The 22,001-nt window shown below is 71.3% G+C and carries 18 protein-coding genes, 1 tRNA gene and 3 pseudogenes; 10 read left to right on the top strand and 12 right to left on the bottom strand.

The features are described 5' to 3' along the window. Both ACWGH4_RS10555 and ACWGH4_RS10550 read right to left on the bottom strand, forming a co-directional pair. Window positions 1-311 (bottom strand): annotated as a pseudogene (locus ACWGH4_RS10555) (IS30 family transposase); the annotation flags it as partial. Between the two features lie 131 nt (window positions 312-442). Then, a complete protein-coding gene (locus tag ACWGH4_RS10550) occupies window positions 443-1,855 on the bottom strand; it encodes a phosphatase PAP2 family protein (protein ID WP_453458301.1) in 1,413 nt (470 codons plus the stop codon). A 645-nt stretch (window positions 1,856-2,500) separates the two neighbouring features. Between ACWGH4_RS10550 and ACWGH4_RS10545 the strand changes: the two genes are divergently transcribed. Further along, the gene (locus ACWGH4_RS10545; protein ID WP_453458292.1) at window positions 2,501-3,073 is read left to right on the top strand and encodes a dihydrofolate reductase family protein; all 573 of its coding nucleotides are present in this window, start codon (window positions 2,501-2,503) and stop codon (window positions 3,071-3,073) included. 92 nt (window positions 3,074-3,165) lie between these two features. Here the strand turns inward: ACWGH4_RS10545 and ACWGH4_RS10540 are convergent, their stop codons facing one another. The 3 genes from ACWGH4_RS10540 to ACWGH4_RS10530 all read right to left on the bottom strand — a co-directional run bounded on the left by ACWGH4_RS10540 (window position 3,166) and on the right by ACWGH4_RS10530 (window position 5,302). Beyond that, window positions 3,166-3,567, bottom strand: coding sequence for a hypothetical protein (locus tag ACWGH4_RS10540; RefSeq protein WP_453458290.1), 402 nt, complete (start codon window positions 3,565-3,567; stop codon window positions 3,166-3,168). A gap of 283 nt (window positions 3,568-3,850) precedes the next feature. Beyond that, the gene (locus ACWGH4_RS10535; protein WP_453458287.1) at window positions 3,851-4,207 is read right to left on the bottom strand and encodes a hypothetical protein; all 357 of its coding nucleotides are present in this window, start codon (window positions 4,205-4,207) and stop codon (window positions 3,851-3,853) included. Between the two features lie 138 nt (window positions 4,208-4,345). Then, complete coding sequence (locus ACWGH4_RS10530) at window positions 4,346-5,302, bottom strand: GlxA family transcriptional regulator (RefSeq protein WP_453458285.1); 957 nt, start codon at window positions 5,300-5,302, stop codon at window positions 4,346-4,348. 82 nt (window positions 5,303-5,384) lie between these two features. On the opposite strand from ACWGH4_RS10530, the gene ACWGH4_RS10525 reads away from it, so the two are divergent. Next, window positions 5,385-5,978 (top strand): MBL fold metallo-hydrolase, encoded by a 594-nt coding sequence (locus ACWGH4_RS10525; protein WP_453458282.1) that lies wholly within the window; start codon window positions 5,385-5,387, stop codon window positions 5,976-5,978. Window positions 5,979-6,877: 899 nt separating this feature from the next. Here the strand turns inward: ACWGH4_RS10525 and ACWGH4_RS10520 are convergent. Next, window positions 6,878-7,819: pseudogene (locus ACWGH4_RS10520) on the bottom strand (IS481 family transposase); the annotation flags it as partial. Window positions 7,820-7,971: 152 nt separating this feature from the next. Here ACWGH4_RS10520 and ACWGH4_RS10515 point away from each other — a divergent pair. Further along, window positions 7,972-8,220 carry a DUF6221 family protein gene (locus ACWGH4_RS10515; protein ID WP_453458298.1) on the top strand — a complete coding sequence of 83 codons (249 nt, stop codon included), beginning with the start codon at window positions 7,972-7,974 and terminating at the stop codon, window positions 8,218-8,220. 1,223 nt (window positions 8,221-9,443) lie between these two features. Next, window positions 9,444-9,548: pseudogene (locus ACWGH4_RS10510) on the top strand (integrase); the annotation flags it as partial. Between the two features lie 68 nt (window positions 9,549-9,616). On the opposite strand, the gene ACWGH4_RS10505 reads toward ACWGH4_RS10510, so the two are convergent. Continuing rightward, a tRNA-Val gene (locus ACWGH4_RS10505) sits at window positions 9,617-9,691 on the bottom strand. Between the two features lie 239 nt (window positions 9,692-9,930). Here ACWGH4_RS10505 and ACWGH4_RS10500 point away from each other — a divergent pair. The 4 genes from ACWGH4_RS10500 (at window position 9,931) to ACWGH4_RS10485 (ending at window position 13,384) form a co-directional block, all read left to right on the top strand. Beyond that, a complete protein-coding gene (locus ACWGH4_RS10500) occupies window positions 9,931-10,719 on the top strand; it encodes a DUF4097 family beta strand repeat-containing protein (RefSeq protein ID WP_453458279.1) in 789 nt (262 codons plus the stop codon). Between the two features lie 83 nt (window positions 10,720-10,802). Beyond that, the gene (locus tag ACWGH4_RS10495; RefSeq protein WP_453458276.1) at window positions 10,803-12,203 is read left to right on the top strand and encodes a hypothetical protein; all 1,401 of its coding nucleotides are present in this window, start codon (window positions 10,803-10,805) and stop codon (window positions 12,201-12,203) included. 286 nt (window positions 12,204-12,489) lie between these two features. Next, entirely contained in the window at window positions 12,490-13,155 is a 666-nt protein-coding gene (locus tag ACWGH4_RS10490; RefSeq protein WP_453458274.1) for a DUF4383 domain-containing protein, read from the top strand. 10 nt (window positions 13,156-13,165) lie between these two features. Continuing rightward, on the top strand, window positions 13,166-13,384 hold the full coding sequence (locus ACWGH4_RS10485) for an FmdB family zinc ribbon protein (RefSeq protein ID WP_100106980.1): 219 nt from the start codon (window positions 13,166-13,168) through the stop codon (window positions 13,382-13,384). Between the two features lie 148 nt (window positions 13,385-13,532). Here the strand turns inward: ACWGH4_RS10485 and ACWGH4_RS10480 are convergent, their stop codons facing one another. Both ACWGH4_RS10480 and ACWGH4_RS10475 read right to left on the bottom strand, forming a co-directional pair. After that, a complete protein-coding gene (locus ACWGH4_RS10480; protein WP_441262818.1) occupies window positions 13,533-14,177 on the bottom strand; it encodes a response regulator in 645 nt (214 codons plus the stop codon). Continuing rightward, complete coding sequence (locus tag ACWGH4_RS10475; RefSeq protein WP_453458271.1) at window positions 14,168-15,310, bottom strand: histidine kinase; 1,143 nt, start codon at window positions 15,308-15,310, stop codon at window positions 14,168-14,170. The genes ACWGH4_RS10480 and ACWGH4_RS10475 overlap by 10 nt, the downstream gene beginning before the upstream one ends. A gap of 110 nt (window positions 15,311-15,420) precedes the next feature. On the opposite strand from ACWGH4_RS10475, the gene ACWGH4_RS10470 reads away from it, so the two are divergent. Further along, complete coding sequence (locus tag ACWGH4_RS10470; RefSeq protein ID WP_453458268.1) at window positions 15,421-16,056, top strand: DedA family protein; 636 nt, start codon at window positions 15,421-15,423, stop codon at window positions 16,054-16,056. Between the two features lie 106 nt (window positions 16,057-16,162). Here ACWGH4_RS10470 and ACWGH4_RS10465 read toward each other — a convergent pair whose 3' ends face one another. The 3 genes from ACWGH4_RS10465 to ACWGH4_RS10455 form a co-directional block, all read right to left on the bottom strand. Next, window positions 16,163-17,005 (bottom strand): HAD family hydrolase, encoded by an 843-nt coding sequence (locus ACWGH4_RS10465; RefSeq protein ID WP_453458295.1) that lies wholly within the window; start codon window positions 17,003-17,005, stop codon window positions 16,163-16,165. A gap of 89 nt (window positions 17,006-17,094) precedes the next feature. Then, window positions 17,095-19,653: a phosphoribosyltransferase gene (locus ACWGH4_RS10460; RefSeq protein WP_453458265.1), complete on the bottom strand. Its 2,559-nt coding sequence runs from the start codon at window positions 19,651-19,653 to the stop codon at window positions 17,095-17,097. Window positions 19,654-19,670: 17 nt separating this feature from the next. Continuing rightward, the gene (locus tag ACWGH4_RS10455; protein ID WP_441262822.1) at window positions 19,671-20,834 is read right to left on the bottom strand and encodes an HpcH/HpaI aldolase/citrate lyase family protein; all 1,164 of its coding nucleotides are present in this window, start codon (window positions 20,832-20,834) and stop codon (window positions 19,671-19,673) included. A gap of 212 nt (window positions 20,835-21,046) precedes the next feature. On the opposite strand from ACWGH4_RS10455, the gene ACWGH4_RS10450 reads away from it, so the two are divergent. Next, window positions 21,047-21,820 (top strand): TerD family protein, encoded by a 774-nt coding sequence (locus ACWGH4_RS10450; RefSeq protein ID WP_453458262.1) that lies wholly within the window; start codon window positions 21,047-21,049, stop codon window positions 21,818-21,820. Window positions 21,821-22,001: the final 181 nt, after the last annotated feature.

The raw sequence follows: 22,001 nt of genomic DNA, 5'->3' as shown, positions 1-22,001 counted from the left end.
GCGTAAGTGCGCGTGGTGCGGCTCTTCTTGACGCCCCAGTCCCAGTCCTTGGCCGTGCGCTCGTTCACACCGACCTGCCGGGCCGCCACCCGGCGGGCAACACCGGCGGCCCGAAGCCGCTCGTACTCGTCCCGCCCGGGGTGCCGCCGCGGCAGGCGCACCGAACTCCGTCCGGCCTTCCGAGCCCAGCCGAAGGCAGTGTTCCGGTTCACCCCCAGCTCACGCGCCACCACGGTCACGTTCCCCACGACATCCAGCCGTGCAAGGAACCGCTCCCGCAACCCGGCAAGATCATCACGCTCAACGCCCACGGTCCTCGCAACTCCCACAGATCGCGGGTGTTGCGAGGACCGTTAGAACCCAAGGTGAGCGGCGAGGGGCCTTGCGCGCCGGCGGGCGTCGGACGGTTCCGCACCGTCGGCATCCGCCGTTTCGTCGATGCTCAGCTCTGGCCGGCCCGGTCGGCGGCGGCGACCGCAGCGGCCGCACCCGGCTCGACCAGTTCCGGCTTCGATCCGCGTCGCGGCGACGGCAGGCGCACCGACGCGGTCTTCCGCTCCCACACTCTGGTGGTCCGCACGTAGCCGTAGACCACTGAGGTCGTCGCCAGCATCAGCAGCGGCCCGAACACCCACGGTTGCTCTGCCATCTGCACCGACAGATAGCGGTACGACACCAAGAGCGCGGCGAAGACCGCGGTGCCGTAGGCGACCATCTGGACACCCGGCCGGTCCCAGCCGCGGTCGAGCGCGCGCAGAGCCGTCTCGATCGTCAGCGTGAAGACCACACCGGCGATGATGTCCGCGCCGTAGTGGTAGCCGAAGCCGAGCGTCGCGCCGAGCGTGGCGATCAGCCAGAAGGCGCCCAGGCATCGCAGGGCCCAGGGACCCTTGAGGGAGTGGATGAAGATCGCGGTGGCCCACGCCGTGTGCAGACTGGGCATGCAATTCCGCGGGGGAGTTCCGTCGAAGAGCATCGGCTGCGGGTCACCGACCGGCGGCGGCGTGTGCGGCCACAGATCGGCGACCGCCCACTGCCCCCCGTCGGCACCGTAGACGAAGATCGGTCCGACCACCGGGAAGATCATGTAGATGCCCGGCCCGAGCAGGCCGATGGCCAGAAACGTGCGCACCAGATGATGTCCCGGGAAGCGGCGCTCGGCCGCGACGTTGCGCAGCTGGTACAGCGCGACGACGACCGCGGCCACCGCGAGCTGAATGTAGACCCAGTCGAGGACATGGGCGCCGACCGGGCCGGTGGCCTCGACGATCCGGCCCACCACCCACGACGGATCGCCCAAGGCGCGATCGGCGGTCGCCACGTACTGGTCGAGCACCGTAGGGCGCGTCTCCGACGTGATCAGCAGCCAGGTGTAGCCGGTCTTGCGGCCGGCCACGAGCAGCAGGGCCAGACCGACGCCTTTCAGCAGCAGGGCGCGGTCACGGCCGGTACGGCGTGTGACGGCGATGACGGCACAGGCCAAAGTCACCCACAACGCACCGTTGCCGACCATCATCTTGGCGTCGACAGCCCACCGCACAAGCCAGAAGACGGCGTCGATGCCGATCGCGGCGCCGAGCGCGATGAACCGCTGTCGCCAGGTGAGCACCACCATCATCAATGCCATGCTGACGTACAGCACCGTCCCCGATTTGGGGGCGAATATCACCTCGCGCGCCTGGTCGGTGATCGGCCCTCGCTCACCGTACCGACGCGCGGCGATCTCCAGTGCGATGAGGAATCCGAGGCCCACCGCACTCACTGCGACCCACAGCAGGACGCGTGGCTGACGCCACGCATCGAACCGAGGGCTACCGCCTCGCCGCGAAGACCCTCGCGTTGATGTGGATATCAATTTTTCAACCGATTTGTGATATTTTGACATGATCGTTATGAGCTCGAACATGCTAGCGGAAAAAGCGGGTTTCGCTCATCACGGGTAGGTCAAATCCAGCAATCGGCTCGCCCTTCGCCCGCAGCCCGACCATGGCGGCCAAATAACGCCGAGCGTCCTGTGATCGAGGCGGGGTCGGCGGCTCCGTGGACGCCTCCGTGGACGGAAGGGCACGGGTGGGGACTTCGCGGGAGCGTGCGGGGCCCGTCCGGCCTGAGCCTGGTCGAAGCGGACGCGCCTGCTCTCCGACACCGATACGGACACCGGCTCACCTGTGCGCACGGGCCGGCGTCGCCTCCTCTTGCCCGGGACCCCTGAACACTCTCGGTTACGCCGGTGGCTTGCACCGGCGTACGGCGGGCTGTCTCGGGAGCGGGACTGTCGCGAGCCCGCCGTCCGCGTGGTTCGTCCGTCGCCGACACCGGATCGTCGGAGTGACATTGGCGCGTCGGAGGGGACGGCCGCCTCCGGCCGGGAAGCCGTTGAGGGACGTGGGACCGGTGCTGGAGATGCGCGTCGCCCTCTCCCGGGCCCCCGGCCGGAGCCGGCCGCACAGAGGAGCACCGGCGCCGGACGGCGGCGCCGACGGAGCGAAGGAGACTCGCCATGAGCAAGGTGGTACTGGACGTGTCGATGTCCCTGGACGGGTTCACGGCCGGACCGAACGTCCGGGACGAAGAACCCATGGGGGACGGCGGTGAACAGCTGCACGAGTGGATGGCCGGGAAGGGACCGGACGGCGGAGTGGACATCGGCATCCGCCAGGAGCTGGACGCATCGGTGGGGGCCACCGTCATCGGACGACGCACCTTCGACCTCGGCCTGGGCCCGTGGGGCGGCACGCCGTGGCCTGGCGTCCCCAGCTTCGTGGTCACCCATGGGACCAGGGAGGACCTCCTCGGCGACAACGGCGGAACGTTCGCCTTCGATGGACTGCAGGCCGCAGCCCGGCGTGCCAAGGAAGCCGCGGGGGACAAAGACGTCCTCGTCCTGGGCGCCGCCGTCGCCCGGCAACTGCTCAGGGCGGGCCTGCTCGACGAGGTGCGCATCCACCTCGTCCCCCTGCTGATGGGAGAGGGCACGCCGCTGTTCGCCGGGGAACGGGCCGAGTTGATCCCCCAGGGGGAACCCGTCGCGGGATCCGTGACCCACCTGCGCTACAGCGTCCCGAAGCCCTGACGCCCACCCTCGGGGGCGGCGGCAGACACGCCCTTTGCGAGGTCGATCGGCCCCCGCTTCTCGCGTACCTGCCGCCAGGGGTGGACAACTCGTCAGCCGTCAGGTCCGGTCCCGGTCCGGTTCCTCGACGCTGCGTACGCTCGCTCGACCTCGCTCAGATACTGCGCCAGGCCGAAGCGGACTTCCTCGACAGGTCGGCCGTCGGCGCCCGGGTACATCAGGTCGGACCAGACGACCGTCCCGCCCCGGAGCTCTACCCGGATGGTCAACCTGTCCGGCCCTGGCTCGGGCTGCTCCTGGGCAGCCACATCCACCGTGCACGGCGTATCCGTCGGACAGAGCGGCCCGCCTGGGCGGAGCAGTCGCGTCGGATCGAGGCCGGCCATCCTGCTGTCGCTGCGCGCGACCACGTCGAGGCCGTCGACGAAGAGGTACGTGTGAACGGCCGCACACGCCGACGGCCCAGGACACGCGCTGATGAGCAGCGTGCTCACCGTGCGGTCGCTATGCCCGCGGGGCACGGTGGCCCTCACCTCGCGTGGGCGCCTACGCGGCATCCGCCGGATGTGCCGTCATGGGCCGATCGTAGTCGCTACGCCGCACCGGGCCGGAGGACGCCGTGCGCGGACGGCCGCCGGCGTGCGACGACGCAGGCGCCCGCTCGCCGCCGCTTCGGCCATGCCGGGCAGCGGTGCCCCTCACGCGGTCCGGTGCCACAGTCCGCGGTCCGGTGCCACACCATGGTGCGCACCTCGACTCACGGGTCACCGCCACCCTCTACTCACGGGTCATCGCCACCGCTGCGCCGCGTACGGTGACAACGGTCAGAAACACCGTCACTCTGGCGCCGAAAGCGCTCGAGAGATCGATGGTCTCGCCGCCCTGTGCCCCGATGCATCCGAGGGTCATGCCCGTCTGGGCAGGGACGTCGAGGACCAATCCGTCCAGAGGGCCCGTCGACCCACTTCCCCGGAACTGGCTCGGGGGCGTCAACACTTGTACCCCACCCTGCGAGGTTTCGACGTTCCTGGCCCAGATGTGCAGGACGAAGTCTTCGTCGCTGGTCACATGAACGACGTTCTCGTTGTCGCCGAGACCGAAGTACCCACGTGCGATGTGATCACCAGTTGGCATTGGAATCTCTCACCTTCGGCTTGATGCTGAATCCCCGGCTCCCGCCACTGTGACGCGGGTCTTGGCGCTGCGTGAAGGCCTCACGCCGATCGAGCGGGAGCGCGACGGGGGCGCGCGGTGGTGAAGATCGCTCGGGAGCTACGGCGTGCGGGTGAAGGACCGGCGGTAGGAGCGCGGCGGCACTCCCCGACGCCGTACGAACTGTGCGCGCAGGACGGCCGCGCTTCCGAAGCCGACCAGGCGCGCGATCTCCTCGACGGGGAGGTCCGTGGTCTCCAGGAGTTCCTCGGCGCGGCCGAGCCGCAGGCCGAGCAGCCAGGCGTGCGGGGTGGTGCCGGTCGAGGCTGCGAAGCGGCGGGCGAAAGAGCGCCTGCTCATCAGGGATCGGCGGGCCAACTCGGCCACGGGGAGCGGCTCGTGGAGGTGCTCGCGGGCCCAGGCGAGCACGTCGGCAAGCCGGTCGTCATTGCAGTCCTCGGGGGCCGGGGTGGCCAGGTACTGGGCTTGTCCCCCGTCTCGGTGGGACGGCAGGACCAGGTCTCGGGCGATGGCGTTTGCCGTGGCGGCGCCGTACTCCCGCCGCAGGAGATGCAGGCACAGGTCGAAGCCGGCGGCGGCACCCGCGCCGGTGACGATCCGGCCTTCGTCGATGTACAGGGCGTCGGGTTCGACGGTGACGTCCGGGTGGCGTTCGGCCAGCAGACCGGCGAACCGCCAGTGGGTGGTGGCGCGCCGCCCGTCGAGCAGGCCGGCCGCGGCGAGCGCGAAAGCACCGACGCAGTGTCCCGCGACCAGCGCGCCGCGCTCATACGCGGCGGTCAGCGCCTCGAGCACGGCGGGCCCCGGCGGTGTACGGAAGTCCGCCCATGGCAACGCGATCACCAGCTCGGCGGCCGCCAGCCGGTCCAGGCCGTGCTCGACCACGAGCGGCAGCCCGACATCACTGCGGACCCGCCCTGGCCGGTCGGTGCACAGGGCGAAGTCGAAGCGGGGCAGGTCGGGGCCGCGCGCGTCGAACACCTCCGAGACGATGCCGACTCCGAGCACCCCGACACCGGGCGAGGCGTAGGCGGCGACTGTCACGAAGGGCGGCATGTGGGCAGTGTGGCACGATTCCTGCGATCGGTGGCAGTGCGGCCACTCGTGAAGAGGGCTGCTACGCCGAAGACTTGGGGCCATGACAGACGCACCGCTCGGCCGCAGCGCCACCTACAGGATCCTGACCACGGGATACACCCTCTCCACCGGCCCCGGGGTGGCCGCCACCGTCTCCTACATCAGCGAAGGGGAACGCCACGTGATCGTCGATCCGGGCATGGTGGCCGGCCGGGAACGGATCCTCGGCCCGCTGGCGGAGTCGGGGATCGGCCCGGATGACATCACCGATGTGGTGCTCAGCCACCACCATCCTGACAACACCATGAACGTCGGCCTCTTCGGCCGCGCTCGGGTCCACGACCACAAGGCGATCTACCAGAACGACCAGTGGACCGACCGCGACGCCGAGGGCTACGAACTGACCCCCTCGCTCAGGCTGATCCGCACCCCGGGACACAGCCGCGAGGACATCACCCTGCTGGCAGGAACGGACTCGGGTGTCGTGGCCTTCGTGGGTGACCTGTGGTGGCGCCCCAACGGCCCGGTGGACGACCCGGTGGCCCCGGATCACGAGATACTGCGGGCGTCCAGGCTCCGGGTACTCGCCGCCGCGGATCTGATCGTGCCCGGCCACGGCGCCGCGTTCCCGGCCGACGACACCGCGCCACGCTAGCGGTGATGAACGGGGCGCTGGGCGCGTCGGCGGCCTCACGGCGAGAAAGGCCGGTTTCCCTCGTGCGGACGTCGTCGTGCGTGAATCTCTCGAAGTTCCTTCGCAGGCACTCCCGCTGGAGGCCGGTGTGCAGCACGTACCAGCTCCCGCACAGCACCGTCCGATCCGGCGGTACGAGATCCGCAGAGGGGACAGCTCTCATGCTGGCCATGTAGCCCAAGCACAACTGGATAGGCATGGTGGCTGACTTCTACGTCGAAGCCACCAGGGACCCCAACAGCAGGTTTGCCCGCGCTTACCCCACCGACGACGAGTTCCAGCTCATGCAGCAAGAGGTTGTCGAGGCAATTGGTCATCTCGACCACGAAGATCGAGCCTAGCCGCCAGCCCCTGATGGCTGCGCGGCCGACCAATTGCTCCGGCCCCGCGCCGCGCTCGGTGACTTCTGATCCGTAGCTCTGGCCGCATCGGTCAGTGACTGCCGTGCCGGCCGCTGGGCGGGCCCGGAGGGACGCTACCGTTCGGGGGCGGTTGCTGGGATTGCGGTACCTGGCTGCTGTACCGCAGGATCCCAGCGGGGGGACCATGGAACGGCATGTGCTGGAATCGCTGTTGGCCGGTGATGACGAGGCGTCCGTGATAGCTCTGGCCACCCTCCGCAGCGGCGCCACCTACTGGGTGGGAGACCGCGCACAACCCTCAGGCCAGCATGCCGGCGTCGTCGAGCGCCGACTTCAGCGCATGCGCATGCACGGACTCGAACCTCTTGGGCTGGAACGCGCAGTGCAGCTCGTCCGCGAACCTGGCCGGCCCGTGCGCACAGGGCTGATCGATTCTGCCGATCGGACATGGACCACCCTGCTCTTCCTCACCGAGGACGGCAGCGCCCTAGTTGTGCTTCCCGGCAGGTTGGTGACGCGGCTGGCGGGTGTGTGGCCGTCGATGCCGGTGTGGGGTCGGTGGTAGTTGTACCAGTCCAGCCAGTCGGGAAACGCTGCCTGGCGTTCGGCGTCTGAGGTGTAGGGCCGGTGGTAGGCCCATTCGTCGAGCAGGGTGCGGTGGAAGCGTTCGACCTTGCCGTTGGTCTGGGGCCGCCAGGGCCTGGTCCAGCGGGGGCTGATGCCCAGCTCGCGGCATGTTTCGCGCCAGGTGTTCTTGGTGTAGGCCCAGGCGTTGTCGGTCAGGACCCGCTCGACGGTGATGCCCCGGGCGGCGAACCAGGCGGTGGCCCGGGAGAGGAAGGCGGCGCAGGTGGCGGCCTTCTCGTCGGGGAGGTCTTCGGTGTAGGCCAGGCGGGAGTGGTCGTCCAGGGCGGTGTGAAGGTAGGCGAGTCTGGTGCCGGCGCGGTTTTTGCGGCCGGCCGCGCGGCCCAGGACCTTGTGGCCGCCGCCGTCGGGGATGCGTCCGAGTTTCTTGACGTCGATGTGGACGAGTTCGCCGGGCCGGGCACGTTCGTAGCGGCGGATGGGCTCGCCGGTGGCGCGGTCCAGGGTGGCCAGGGCTGACAGGCCGTGCCGCTTGAGGATGCGGTGGGCCGTCGAGGGTGCGACGCCGCAGCGGGCGGCCAGCCTGATGGGGCCGATGCGGTGCTCGCGTCGCAGGCGCACGACGTGGTCCTCGACCGCGGCGGGAGAGCGGCCTGGCTGGTGGTGGGGGCGGCTGGAACGGTCGTGCAGTCCTGCGGCTCCCGCCTGACGGTAACGCCTGGCCCAGCGGGCGGCGGTGGTGTGACTGACCTGGAAGCGTTCGGCAGCCCGGCGCAGCGGCCAGCCGTCCTCGACGACGCACCGGGCCAGACGAAGCCGTCCGGTCGGAGTCAGCGGGGCGTTACGGTGGGACAAGAGGGCCTCCTGTGGTCGGGTGTAGATGTCGCAATCCACACCGAACCCAGAAGGCCCTCACCCGTTCAAGCACCCAGCACGCGTGTCACCAACGTCCCGGGACAGCACACCTAGTGGCCTGCGCCGGCTGGCCGCTGCCGCTGGTGGTCAAGATGCTGGAGTCCATTCACGCCCAGTGCGAGGCGGACAACCACGCCTATGCCGAGGTGAGCTACCGCTTCGGTGGCGATGCCCTACTCGACAGTCACCTGCCGATGCTCGACCTTGTCGACATGCTGGCGCGGGACTACGCGGCCATGGATCCCACGGACCCACGCTTCGCCGGCCTCACATACGCCCTTCGCGTACTCGCACAGTCCTATGCTGAGCACCCCGATTACCGTGAACAGTGGCGTCCCTAGAGTTTGATCAAGGAGACCCTTGAAGACGGTGGAGTCTGCAGCTCGGCAAAGGGTGGGAGTACCGGGCGGCGAGGTGCGCCGCAGTTCCCCCGCTGTTCCCCGCCTCTGACCGTCCACTCGGGCACGTATGGGGCACGCGGGGCCGCCTCCGCGCTCGAAGCTTGCTCTCAGGCAACCGGTACCTGGGTGCAGGCTTACCGTCGGAGATTTCCCCACCAGCGGGGACGTGACGACGGGAGTGAGTGCGATGAGTGATCTTGCGTGGTTGCCGCAATCCTGCACGCTGCCCACCGAGGAGCGGCCTTTGCGGGTCGCCGAGTGGGATGCGTTGTTCTCCGAACAGCTGACCTCGCTGTCGCGGCCGCAGCCGCTTCACCAACCGCCATGCCGGACCCTGCTGTTGACCTGCGCCCTCAGCGCGCCCCGAAGGCGCTCGGGGGCCTGGCCGCCCTGGCCTGCGTGGCGTGCTGCGCGTTGCCCCTCCGGATCACGGCTGGGGTCGTAGGGGCCGGGGCCGGTGCGGTGGTGGGCCGGCTGCCCGCCCTCGCCGTCGTCCTGGCCGTGCTCGCCGCCGGAACCTGGTGGTTCGGCCAGCGCCGCCGCTCCTGCTCCTGTGCGCCGAGGACTGCAGGTAAGAGCGGGTGCGGCTGCCGGCAGTCCGCCGCCAACTGCCGGGGGCGGCGCTGTAGGACTGTGCAGGCCGCCCGTGCCTCACCCCTGGCAGCCGGTTGGGCACCTGCACCGCCCCCGAACGTATGACAGCTCTACAACAGCATGACCCGCATCGACGCCGGTCGTCAGGGTTAACAGGCCGGGTTAATGGGGCGGCAGTGGACCAGTGAACCTCTGTGAACGGACGGTTGAGCGGCGCGGTTCTCTAGAGCGTCACAGGAAGGCGAGTGGAGAAGCCGGACAGCGAACAACGCTGCACAGCTGGTGCGCACCAGTTGGAACGCGAACGTCCTGCGGTGCTATCGCGTGACTCCCACAAGCCCAGCGAAGAAGCGGCATCCTACCGCCAAGCAAGCCGCCGCTTCCGCCCCTAGCAGGGAGCTTCCCATGTCATCGTTCAAGATCCACACCTCGACCGCTGTCGTGTTCGTCGCCGTCGAGCCCAAGGCGAAGGTCATCAACAAGAGCCGCCTTCCGTCGAGGTATGGAAGATGTCGCCGTGGTCGTTGGACGAGCCGTTGGGCTTCCTCGCCGCTGCTCGTACGGACCCCCTCGCCGTCACGATGAACGTCTACACGCACGTCGTCCAGGACACGCAGCGCGAGGCTGTCAGCCACATGGACCGGATGCTCAAGAGGCGGCCCGGCCGTGAGTGAACGCCCCCGTTGATGTCAGATGTGGATGTCAAAGGCCCCCAACCGTGATCGGTTGGGGGCCTTTGCACTGGTGGGCGCGGACGGTTTCGAACCGCCGACATCTGCTTTGTAAGAGCAGCGCTCTACCCCTGAGCTACGCACCCGTGGATGAGGCCACAGCCTACATGGCGCATCCCCCGCAGCTCCAAACCGCCGTCGGGCCCCGATCGCCCAGGTCGGCTCGCCCCCACGCCGCCGCCGGTGGGCGTACGGGGGATAGCCCCACCAGGGAGACGGTGGGCGACCGGATCGATCGCGGCCCCGGCGCGCTCCTAGGGTGAAGGAACATCACGCAGAGCTATCTGCGCAGCTAACCGCACAGCTACCTGGGGGAAAGATCGCCATGACAAGCGGACTCCGTCGTCATCATCGCCGCGTTGTCCGGGGCGGCATCGTCGCCTCCGGGGTCGCGCTGCTCGCGGTCGGGCTCTCCGGGTGCGGGAGCGCCGACGCCAGTGAGGCACCCGTCGAGAAGAAGTCGTTCGCGCTCACCGGGACGGCGCTGACCATCGCTTCCGACAACACCGACATCGAGCTCGTACCGGCCGACGTCGACGAGGTGGAGGTGACCCGGCAGGTCGACGGGTGGGTGTTCCTCGGGAACGGGCCGGACGCCACCTGGAAGATGGCGGACGGGACACTCACCCTCAAGGTGAAGTGCGACGCCATCGCCAGCGACTGCGTGGCCCGCCACACCGTGAAGGTGCCGCGCGGCACCTCCGTGACCGTGGACGACGACAACGGGAGCGTGACGGCGAGCGGGTTCGACACGGCGTTGAAGCTCCGTTCGGACAACGGGAGCGTGAAGGTCACCGACTCCAGTGGGGCCCTCGAGCTGGACAGTGAGAACGGCAGCGTCGTCGCGGAGCGGGTGACCGGGAAGCGTGTTGTGGCCCGGTCCGACAACGGGTCCGTGCGGCTCGAGATGGCCGCGGTGCCCGACCGGGTGGAGACCCACAGCGACAACGGGCGGGTCGAGATCAGGCTGCCCGGCGCCGGCGCGCCGTACGCGGTGGACGCCAAGAGCGACAACGGGGACGTCGACGTGGCCGTGCCGACCGACGACAACAGCACTCACATCGTCAAGGCCCGCAGCGACAACGGCGAAGTCGTGGTGCGCAGCGCGAACTGACAGGCCCGTGTGTTCGTCCTTACCTGGTGGGAGAATTAAGCGGACCGGGACCGGGCAGGGCGGACACAGCACGGGAGAGGGATGTGACGGCGAGAGACGCACGGCCGCACGACAAGGCACGAGCGACCGCCGTCAGGGGTGTGCGGGGTGAGGTCCGGGGCGTTCTGGCGCTGGTACTCGTCCCGCTTCCGCTGCTCGCCGCCGTCGCGGCCGTGCTGCCCGTCGCCTTCGCGGGGAGCGGGGGCACCCGGCGCTGGTTCGGCGGCCGGGGAGAGAGCCAGCGCGCGGACGCGCAGGCCGCCAAGGACGCCGCGGCAGCGGCGTTCTACGAGCTGGACACGGCGCAACGGGATCTGCGGATCTCCATCGAGACGATCACGGCGGTGGACAGCTCGCCCGAGGCGCGCCGCGCCGTGGAGGGGTTCGCCGCGCTCGGGCGGCGCATCGACGAGGTGAGCCACGCGTACATCACGGCCGTGGACGCGCATGATCTGGACCGGGACGACCTGGAAGTGTCCGTGGCCGCGCAGGCGCGTACGCAGCTGACCCGGGCCAGGGACGAGCTGGTACGGGTCAAGGGGGATCTCGACCGGTTCGAGCAGGGCCTCGGACCGTTGCTCGACAAGGCGGAGACGCAGCTTGCCCGGCTGGCTCCCGCAGTCGAGCGGGCGCGACAGGCGCTCCTTTCTGCGAGCAATGCTCTCGATGTGGTACGCGGCTCTGGATTGAGGGCGGATGATCTCGCGGCGCGCCTCGCCCGCCTGGCCCCTGAGCTGACGAAGCTCAACGAAGGCGCCGGGCGGCACGGCGTCCCCGAGACACTGCAGCGCGCCGACCGTGTGCTGCGCGACGCCGAGGCCGTACGGACGGAGGCGGAGCGGCTCCCCGAGCGCGCGGCCGAGATCGACAAGCGCCTGGTGTCGCTGCGCACCCGCGCCCAGGCGCTCACCACCCGCTCCGCCCAGGTCGAGCCCGTGCTCAGTGAGCTGCGCCGCCGGTTCACCGCGGCCTGCTGGCAGGATCTCCAGCCCGTGCCCGAGCAGGCGGCCGCCGCCGTGCGCCAGGCCGAGGAGAAGCTGAGGGAGGCCGGCAAGGCGCGAGAGGAGCAGCGCTGGCCGGATGCCACGGCCCTGCTCGGCACCGTACGGGCGCTGCTGAATTCGACGGACGAGGCCGTTTCGGCCGCCGGTGACCGGCTCCGGCGTCTCAACGCCGTGGCCAAGGACCCGCAGGAGGAGATCGAGCGGACCCGCTTCGCGATCCGTGACGCCCAGCGCCTCGCGATGACGGGCCGCAGCACCCCCGACCCGCGCCACGCACGCCCCTTGGACGATTCCGTCGCCTGGCTGGAGCGCGCCGTCGCCGGGCTCGAGGGCAGACACCCCGACTACTGGCACTTCCTGACCGAGACGGAAGCGGTACGGCGCACCGTGGCACGCGTGGTCGACCAGATCCGGGAGGAGCGCGGCGCCGGAGCCGCGTGACCTGCCACGGCCACGGCCGCGGGAGGGGTCGGGGCCAGCCGCGCTGGTCAGCGCTGCCGGCGCCTACCCGGCGTCCACCCGCCCCGCCGCCGCACGCCTGCCCCCGCCAGTACCCGCCCCGGCGCGGCAACGCCGGCACCGCAACCGCCCGCAAGCCACTCCCGCACGGCAACCCCCGCGCGGCGCTGCCCGCCCGCCGCCCGCCGATCCGCACAGCTTGTCCCCCTTCGTCCCGCAGCGGATGCTGGTGGAGTCGGTGTCCGGGTACGTACGAATGGAGGCCGGGATGGCCGCACACGTACTGCGCTCGAGGAGCGTGGGCCGGGGCAGGCGCCGCATCGCACTGGACGAGCATCTGCCTGTCGATCATCACCTCAGCCGCTTCTACCGGGTGGGGGCGGGGCTGATGGGCCTGGTCCTGGTCGCGTTCGGGATCCTCGGGCTCATCGACCGGATCGGCTTCTTCGACACCCGCGGCGACACCGTCGCCGGCCTGAACACCAACGGCGCGCTGAGCGTCCTGTCGATCGCCGTCGGGCTGCTGCTCTTCGTCAGCATGGTGATCGGCGGCAACTTCGCCTCGACGGTGAACATGGTCCTCGGCATTCTGTTCATCCTCAGCGGCTTCGTGAACCTCGCCCTGCTCGACCGGAGTTTCAACCCCCTCGCGTTCCGCATCCAGAACGTGCTGTTCAGCTTCGTGGTCGGCATCCTGCTGATGTTCTTCGGCATGTACGGGCGGGTCAGCGGGAGGTTGCCGCACGACAATCCGTACTGGCGGGCCCGCCACCCGGACCAGGCGGAACGTGAGCAGCGCGCGAGCCGCCGCCGGGCGGAGCTCGCGGCCATGCAGCCCTTGGCGCCCCGGCCGCCCGCCGCCGGCAATGCCCCGGGCGACCGCCCGACGATCGGTCGCCGCCTGTTCTCCCGTAGACCGCTCGCACGCCGCTAGCCTTACGGGCATGCCTCGTTATGAATTCCGCTGCCGGACCTGCGGCGACACGTTCGAAGTGAACCGCCCCATGGCCGAGTCCTCCGCCCCCGCGAACTGCCCCGAGGGCCACGACGACACCGTGAAGCTGCTCTCCGCGGTCGCCGTCGGCGGCACGAAGTCCGCCGCACCCGCACCGAGCGGCGGAGGTGGCGGCGGCGGCTGTTGCGGAGGCGGCTGCTGCGGCTGACCCGCGCCGAGCGCCGCCTCGACGCGCCCCGCCCGACCCGACCCGACCCGCCCAGCGACGGCAAGGCGACGAGGCGACGGCAGCGCGCACTCACGCCCGCCCCTGCGTCCCGCCCCATGCGGGCCACGACCCAGTGGCGGGCGGTGCCTCACGACCCGAGGTAGCGCAGTACCGCCAGTACCCGCCGCGAGTAGCCGGTCGTTCCCGTCAGTTCCAGCTTCTCGAAGATCGCGTTGATGTGCTTCTCGACCGCGCTCTGCGAGACGTGGAGGCGGCCGGCGATGGCGGCGTTGGTGTGGCCCTCCGCCATCTCGGCCAGGACGTCCCGTTCCCGTGCGGTCAGCCGTGACAGGGGGTCGCTGCGGGTGCTGCGCGCCAGGAGCTGCCGTACGACCTCGGGGTCGAACGCCGCCTGTCCCCGGCCGACCCTGTCCAGCGCGTCGAGGAACTCGTCGACCTGGACGACGCGGTCCTTCAGCAGATAGCCCACTCCCCCGTCGTCGGCGGTGAGGAGCTCGGTCGCGTACCGCTTCTCGACGTACTGGGACAGCACCAGCACCCCGACCTGCGGTCTGCTCCGCCGGATCTCCAGGGCGGCGCGCAGCCCTTCGTCGGTGTGCGTGGGCGGCATGCGTACGTCGGCGATCACGACGTCCGGCGGTGACGCCTCCACGGCCGCCAGCAGCGCGGTGGCGTCGCCGACGGCGGCCAGCACCTCGTGGCCCTCCTCCGCGAGCAGCCGCACCAGTCCCTCCCGCAGCAGGGTGGAGTCCTCGGCAAGGATCAGACGCACGGCAGCTCCGCGGTGACGGTGGTGGGGCCGCCGGCCGGGCTGTCGACCCGGAAGCGGCCGTCGAGTGCGGCGACCCGGCTCGCCAGGCCGGTCAGTCCGCCGCCGGCGGGGTCCGCGCCGCCCACCCCGTCGTCCTCGACGCGCAGCGCGAGCTTCGGGCCGTCGCGGCGCAGGGTGACGGCGATGCGGGTGGCGCCCGCGTGTTTCACGACGTTGGTGACGGATTCGCAGACGACGAAGTACGCGACGGTCTCGACCTGCCGGGACCCGGGCGGCTCCGGGACCTCGTACGTGAGGTGCACGGGCAGCGGGGTGCGTTCCGCGACGGTCTCCAGGGCGGCGCGCAGCCCGGCCTCGTCCAGCACGGTCGGGTAGATGCGCCAGGCGACGTCGCGCAGTTCGGCGAGGGCGCGGCGGCTCTCCTCGTGGGCCTGGAGGAGGAGTTGGGCGGCGCGGTCGGGGTCGCGGCTGCGGCGGGCACGGCCGAGGAGCATGCCGAGGGCGACGAGCCGCTGCTGGACGCCGTCGTGGAGGTCGCGTTCGATACGGCGGCGTTCGCCGTCGACGGCGTCCATCATCCCGGCGCGGGTGGTGGCGAGTTGTGCGATGCGCCGTTCCAGTTCGTCGTGGTGGCTCGGGCCGAGGAGCCGGCGGGCCAGATGGCCTTCGAGCAGGGCGAGTCCGAAGACGCTCTGGGCGGCGAGGAAGACGAGGAAGAGTCCGACCAGACCGGTCCCGGCGACCGCCCACGGGTAGTCGATGTCGTCGACGGTCCAGCCGAGCGCGGCGTATCCCGCGTAGAGCAGGCCGAGCAGCACGCAGAAGATCACGAGTCCTCCGAGCAGCCCCAGCGGCCAGCGGGCGACGACGTACCGCGCGGCGTGTCCGCTGCCGTACGAGGAGGAGATGCGTGCCCCGAGGAAACGGGCGAGCCTGCGCCGCTCGAGGTGGGCGAGACGGGTGGCGATGCTCCCGAGCGGCCGCTGCACGGCGCGCCGGCCGCGCGGCCAGGCGAGTACCAGCAGCAGGACGAGTCCGCCGAGCAACGCGAAGAGCAGCTCCACCACGGCGGTCAGCGTGCCGAGGAGAAGTCCCACCGCGTACCGGGTGCCCTGCACCGCCAGTGCCTTCATGATCCGTCACGCTAACCGGTGGGGCGGGCCGGGCACACTGCGGAAAACCGCAGGAAGGTGTGCGGTCGCCTTCAGCGTCTCTTCAGCTTCGCCTGCCTAGCGTTCGGGGCATGAGCAGCGGCATCGAAAGCAGCGCACCGGGCTGGATCAACAGCCTGATGGAAACCCTTGGCGCACCGGGGGCGGGGATCGCCATCGCCTTGGAGAACCTGTTCCCTCCCCTGCCCAGCGAGGTGATCCTGCCGCTGGCGGGTTTCGCCGCGAGCAGCGGGCAGATGGGGCTCGTCGCCGTCCTGCTGTGGACGACGGCAGGGTCCGTGACCGGCGCTCTGGCGCTGTACGGGATCGGGGCGCTGCTGGGGCGGGACCGTACGGTGGCGATCGCGGCCCGGCTGCCCCTGCTGAAGGTCGCGGACATCGAGCGTACGGAGGCGTGGTTCGCCCGGCACGGGGCGAAGGCGGTGTTCTTCGGGCGGATGATCCCGATCTTCCGCTCTCTCATCTCCGTGCCGGCCGGGGTGGAGCGGATGTCGCTGCCCCTGTTCCTGACGCTCACCACACTCGGCAGCGCGATCTGGAACGCGGTGTTCGTCCTCGCCGGTCACACGCTCGGCGAGAGGTGGGAGGACGTGACCGGTTACGTCTCCGCCTACTCGAAGGCGGTGGTCGCTGCCGCCGTGGTGGCCGTCCTGCTGTTCGCGGCCGTGCGGCTGCTCAGGCCCGGCGCGGGATCACGCCGGGGCTGAGCCGGCCCTCCCGCGGACACGGGATCACGCCGGGGCTGAGCCGACACCGCACGACCGGGGCAGGGTCGCGCCCCGGCCGATCCGGCACCTCCCGCCCCGCGCGGGATCACGCCGGGGCCGAGCCCACGCCTCCCACCGGAGGCGGGATGACGACGGAGTCGATGCCCTGCCGTTCGCGGCGGAACCGGCGTGCCTCCTGCCGCAGCAGCCGCAGGATCTCCTCGCCCGCCGCGACGCCCATCTGCGGCAGCGCGACGACGTGTTCGGCCCCCCAGCCGGCCTCGGCGAGTTCACCGTGTCCGGGCCGCCAGGCCAGGTCGGCGGCGAGCAGCAGGTCGGCGTCGAGGAGGGAGTCACCCGCGGCGAGCGTCAGCCCGGCCCCGGTGCGGCGGGCGACCTCGCGCACGGCGGCGCTCTTGGTGAGCGGCTTGGGGACGGCGTAGATCTTGCGTCCCTGGAGGGAGACGGTCCAGCCGCGGGCCTCCGCCCACACGCCGAGTTCCCTGACCCACTCGTCCGGCAGCAGTTGCCGCTCGACGACGAGATACGCGAACAGGTCCTCCGCGACGCGTTCCTTGCGCAGCCAGGCCGGGTCGGCGGTCCTGTTCAGATGGGCCCGGATCTCGTCGAGGGGTGCGCACTCCGCGGCGAGCCGGGCGGCGACCGCCTCGCGCCAGTCGCGGTCGCTGATGCCGTCGACCAGCAGATGCCCGCCGTTGGCGCAGATCGCGTACTTGGGCGGCAGGCCGGGCAGGCTGATGCGCTGGTACTGCTTGCGGGTGCGGGTCGTCGTCGGTACGAAGACGGTGTCCTGCGCGAGCTTGGTGAGCAGCCCCGCCGCCCGCTCCGTCATGTACGACAGGGGCTTGTGCTCGTGCACCTCGACGCAGAGCAGCCGGGGTGCGACCGCGTCGGGCATGCCGAGGCCGAGCGCCGCGTTCGAGTAGATGAGGGTGCGGTCGAGGTCGCTGGCGACGAGGCAGAGGGGCGGCGCGGAGCGCCTCTGTGAAAGGGCGGTGGTGGGAGACGGGTGGGCAGTCACTTCGTCACCGCCCTGCCGTCGGCGCCCGTGGCGCCGCGGGTGTACTTGGGGTGGATCAACCCGACGCAGCTGTAGGGAAGTTCGTCGACCTCCTCGACCGGTACGCCGCGCTGCTCCGCCAGCAGCCGTATGTGGTCGAGGTCGGCGCCGGCGCCGCGGCTCGCGAGGATCTTCCAGGGGACGCGGCGCAGCAGGACGCGGGTGGTCTCACCGACGCCCGGCTTGACGAGGTTGACGTCGTGGATGCCGTACTCCTCGCTGATCCGCTCCACGGCTCCCCAGCCCTCCCAGGTGGGGGTGCGGTCCGCGGAGAGGAGTTCCTTCACGTCGGCGTCGACGGCGGACATGACCTCGTCGAAGCGGGCGGCGACGGTGTCGAGGAAGTGACCGGAGACGTCGGAACCGGCGAGTTCGCGGTAGAACTTCGCGCCGTGGAAGTCGTCGGGACCGACCAGGTCGGCCCGCAGGACCGTGCGCGATATCAGGCCGGAGACCGTGGAGTTCAGGCAGGCGGAGGGGATGAGGAAGTCCTCGCGGGTGCCGTATGTGCGCACGCAGCCGCCGGGGTCGGCGAGGACCGCGATCTCGGGGTCGAAGCCGGGGAAGTCCCGCAGGGCCTCTGCCAGTTCGCGGGTGATCGCTCCCTTGCCGGTCCAGCCGTCGACGAAGACGACGTCGGCCGGGTCGTGGTGCTCGGCGAGCCAGCGCAGGGCGTTGGCGTCGATGCCGCGGCCGCGCACGATGGACACGGCGTAGTGCGGCAGGTCCAGGCCGTGCCGGTGCTGGGCCCAGCGGCGCATCAGCACGCCGACGGGTGTGCCGGCGCGGGCCAGCGAGACGAGCACGGGGCGCGGCGTCCGCTCGGCGAGGACGGTGTCGGTGACGGTTCCGACAGCGCGGGCGATGCGTGCGGCGGAGGCGGTGAGCGCCGTCTCGAACAGTCGCTGGTACTGCTCGTCGGGCTGGTACTCGACGGGCAGCGACTCGGCGTAGTGCGCGCCGCCGCTCTGGATGGCTTCCTCGCGCTCCTCCGTGGGTGCCTCGAGCTCCACCTCCGAGAGGTCCTGGAGCAGCCAGCCGACCTCCTCCGGCGCGTAGGAGGAGAAGGCGGGTCCGCGGAGCGGCTGGGGCAGCATGGAGGGCCTTTCAGGTCCTTCGGGCGCGTGATGGTCCGGTACGTGGCCGGGGACTCCCGGTACGTAGCTGGGGACGACGGCGAGCACGACGTGCCCGGTGTGGGCGGCGAGCTGGGCCAGCAGGCCGTCGGGGGCGTGCAGCCGGTCGGTGTCGGCCGTCGAGTCGACGACGGCGACGACGGCGTCGAAGCCGGCACCGGCCACGTTGTACGCGTAGCGCTCGCCGGGGCCGTCGGCCGGGTCGTCGTGGGCGGGGAAGACGAGCCGGGTGCGTATCGCGTAGCCGGGGTCGTCGACGGCGAGGACGGGCGAGCGGGTGGTGGTGGAGTAGTACACCTCGGTACGGGCCGCCTGTGCGGCAGCGGTCCGCGCCACGGTCTCCGGGGCCGTCCCGGCGTGGCCGTTCTGCTGGAGGGCCACGGCCAGCCGCAGCGGCGCGTACATGAGCTCCTCGTTGCCGAGGACCAGGACCCGGCGGGTTCCGCCCGTGTCCGGGGCGGCCGGTGCGGTGCCGAGGGCGTCCGCTATCCGGGCCGCCATGCCGGGCAGGGCGGCCTCCAGCGCCGTGCGGTGCTCGGGCGTGAAGCCGTGCCGGCCGCCGTCGGGGACGCCGGCGGGCCACTCGAGCTCGACCCGCGTGTGCCGGGCCGCGCCGGCGCCCGCGGGGACCGGCGTGGCAGCGGCGTCCGCCGGTGCCCGCTCGTGCGCCGCGACCAGGGCCCGGCCCTTCTCCAGGACGCCGTCCGGGAGGCGGATCGTGCCGGAGGCCATGGCCACCAGGTCGACGCGGGCGCCGATCTCGTCGGCGAACGCGTCCAGCCGGCCCAGGTCGGACGCGGAACGCATGTCGACCAGGGCCACGACCACGTACCGCTCCCGCGGGTAGCGGGCGTGCAGGTCGCGGATGGTGTTGAGGACGGTGTTGCCCGTGGAGAACTCGTCGTCGACGAGGACCAGCGGGCCCGGCCGGCCCAGCAGCCCCGGGTCCTCGGGCAGCAGCAGGTGGGAGGTGGCGTGCGAGTGGGACTCCTCGAAGCCGCCCGCGGTCGCCACGCCCTCGACGGGGCGGCGCGTGGAGTGCAGATAGGGCGCGAGGCCGATGCCGTCCGCGACGGCGTGGCCCAGCCCGGTCGCGGTCTCCGCGTATCCGAGGACGACCGCGCGCCGGCACTCGTCCGTGCCGAGCAGGTCGCGGACCCGCACGCCGAGGTCGTGTCCCGCGCGCCAGACCACCAGCGGCTGCTGGGGCACATGCTTGCCCAGCACGTTCGACACGAGCAGGTGCGCCCGCTTCGGGTTGCGGCGCAGGGCGAGGCCCAGCAGCTCCTGGAGTCCCTCGTCGCCGACGAGGGAGACTCCCAGCCGCTCCGCGACCCAGCTTCCCGACCACACCACGTTCTCTTCGCCCCTCGTCGTCATCGGTCCCTTCGGCGTCATCAGTCGGTGAGCCCGGCCGCGAGCAGCTCCACGAAGCCGATGTCCTCCTTGGCGACACCGAAGACCTCGGCGCGCAGGCGGGTCCGCTCGGCCCAGGCGCGGTGCGGCTTCACCTCGTTCATCTTGTTCGTGTACGCCGAGCGCAGCACCCCGCCGCCGCCGCGCTCCGGGCGCAGGATGTCCTGCGCGTCGCTGAACTCCTCGTGGCTGACCACGGACAGCGCGTGCACGGGCAGGACGTGGGAGGGGTGGATGCAGGTCTTGCCCATCAGGCCGTTGGCCCGGTCCAGCTCGATCTCGCGGAGCAGCCCGTCGAGGTCGTGCTCGATGAGCGCGTTGCGCAACTCCTCGGCCCGCCCTTCGAGGAACGGGCTGCGGCGCAGCTGCGGCTTGAACATGCGCTCCTGAGACCTGAAGTACTCCCAGACCGGCCCGGTGATGGTGAAGCCCGTGCCGTCGGAGCGGCCGAGCACGTTGACCACGTCGGCGATCACGGACGTCACGATCCGTACGTCGTAGGCGGTCATGTCGGGCGAGCGGCGCAGCCCGTACGCGGAGCAGAAGTCGGTGACGCCGAGCCGCAGGGCGAGGACCCGGTCGCGGTACTTGTCGACGGTGCGCGCGATGCCGGTGAGCGCCTCCGTCCTGGTCTCCAAGTGCAGCAGCTCGGGCGATTCCAGGACGGGCATCGCGAACAGCCGCCGGCCACCGGCGGCCTCGGCGGTGACGAGGGCCTCGAGGAACGGGGCGCCGCGTTCGTCGGTGAACTTCGGCAGCACGAATCCGGACAGCAGCCGTCCCGACGGCCCCAGGCGTCTCACGAGGTCCGGGATCTGGTCGGGGGTGCGGACCCTGATGAACAGCAGCGGCACTTCGACGCCCCGCGCGTCGAGGTCGGCGAACTGCCGGACGAGGTTCGCCTCGCCGTCGACGACGTCGGCGTCGTCGATGGAATCCTCCAGGCACAGCACCATGGAGACGACCCCGCGCGCCGCCTGCTTGAGCACGTCGTCGGCCAGCTTCGGCCGGGTGGCCGGGCTGTAGAGAGTCGCGCCCAGGGCTGCCGCCAGCGTCCGGGTCGGCGAGTCCGCGTCGAAGTCGCACGGCTCCTGGTGGAACAGCCTCGCCCTTTCCGCGGGCGGGATGTGCCCGAAATGACGCATAAGAGATCCCCCGTACTGCCGCTTCGGGCCTGACAACATGTGGCCGGTAATAGTACGTAAGCACAGGTGTCCAGAGTTCCCCAAGTGCATGAACTCCGGGTAACTCGTCCGCTTCTCGCCCATGCCGTACACGTGTCCGCGCCGGGTGCGGCACGTGCGGGAACTGGGCCCCGCGTTGTCCCGGGGCCCCTCGGCCAGGCAGGATGACCGGTATGACGCACGCGATGCTGAAGGGCTCGAACGTCCCTCTTGATGCCACGGCCGTACGGGCCGTGCTGCGCTGGACGCCGGGCACGGCGGTCCCCGACGTCGACGCTTCGGCCCTGCTGCTCGGCGGTGACGGCCGTGTGCGCTCCGACGAGGACTTCGTCTTCTACAACCAGCCACGGCATCCGTCCGGGCTGGTGCGGCGGCTGCCGAAGAAGCACGTCGGCGACCATCTGACCGACACGGTCGAGGCCGACCTGGCCGCGCTGGACCCGTCGGTGGACCAGGTGGTGATCGCGGCGTCGTCGGACGGCGGCACCTTCGAGCACGTACGTGACCTGCGGATACTTCTCCACGACGCCGCCGCGCCGGCCGGTGGGGAGCCGCTGGCCGTCTTCGACGTCAAGCCGGAGACGGGCGAGGAGACGGCGATCATCTGCGGTGAGCTGTACCGGCGCGGCGACGGCTGGAAGTTCCGCGCGGTGGCGCAGGGCTACCCGACGGGGCTGGTGGGGCTCGCGACGGCGTTCGGGATCTCGGTGGAGGAGGCGGAGGCGCCGGAGGCACCTGTGGCGCCTGCTGAGCCTTCTACGCCTGCTGCGCAGGCCGCGCCGTCGTACGGCTATCCGCCGTCGGACGTGACGCAGCCCGCGCCCGCGTACGTGCCGGCGGCGCCGCAGCCCGCGTACGGCTATCCGCAGCCGGCCGCGGCGGCGGCGTACGCCGCCGACCCGAGCTTCCGGCTGCCGCCGATGGGGCCGCAGTTCCAGCGCCCGTAGCCCCGTTGGCGGGGCCGCCGCAGTTCCCACGCACGTAGCCCGGTCCGGCACGAGCCCCCGCGCCGCGGCCCGGTTGCGGGGGGGGGCCCCCCCCCCCCCCCCGGCCCCCGGCCCCCGCGGGGGGGGGGGGCGCGCCGAGCCCCGGCGCGCCCCCCCCCCCCCCCCCCCCCCGGGCGGGCCC

The organism is Streptomyces sp. NPDC054847 (assembly GCF_053610925.1).
The sequence above is the reverse complement of the archived record's forward strand: the minus strand, read 5'-3'. Positions and strand labels throughout refer to the sequence as shown.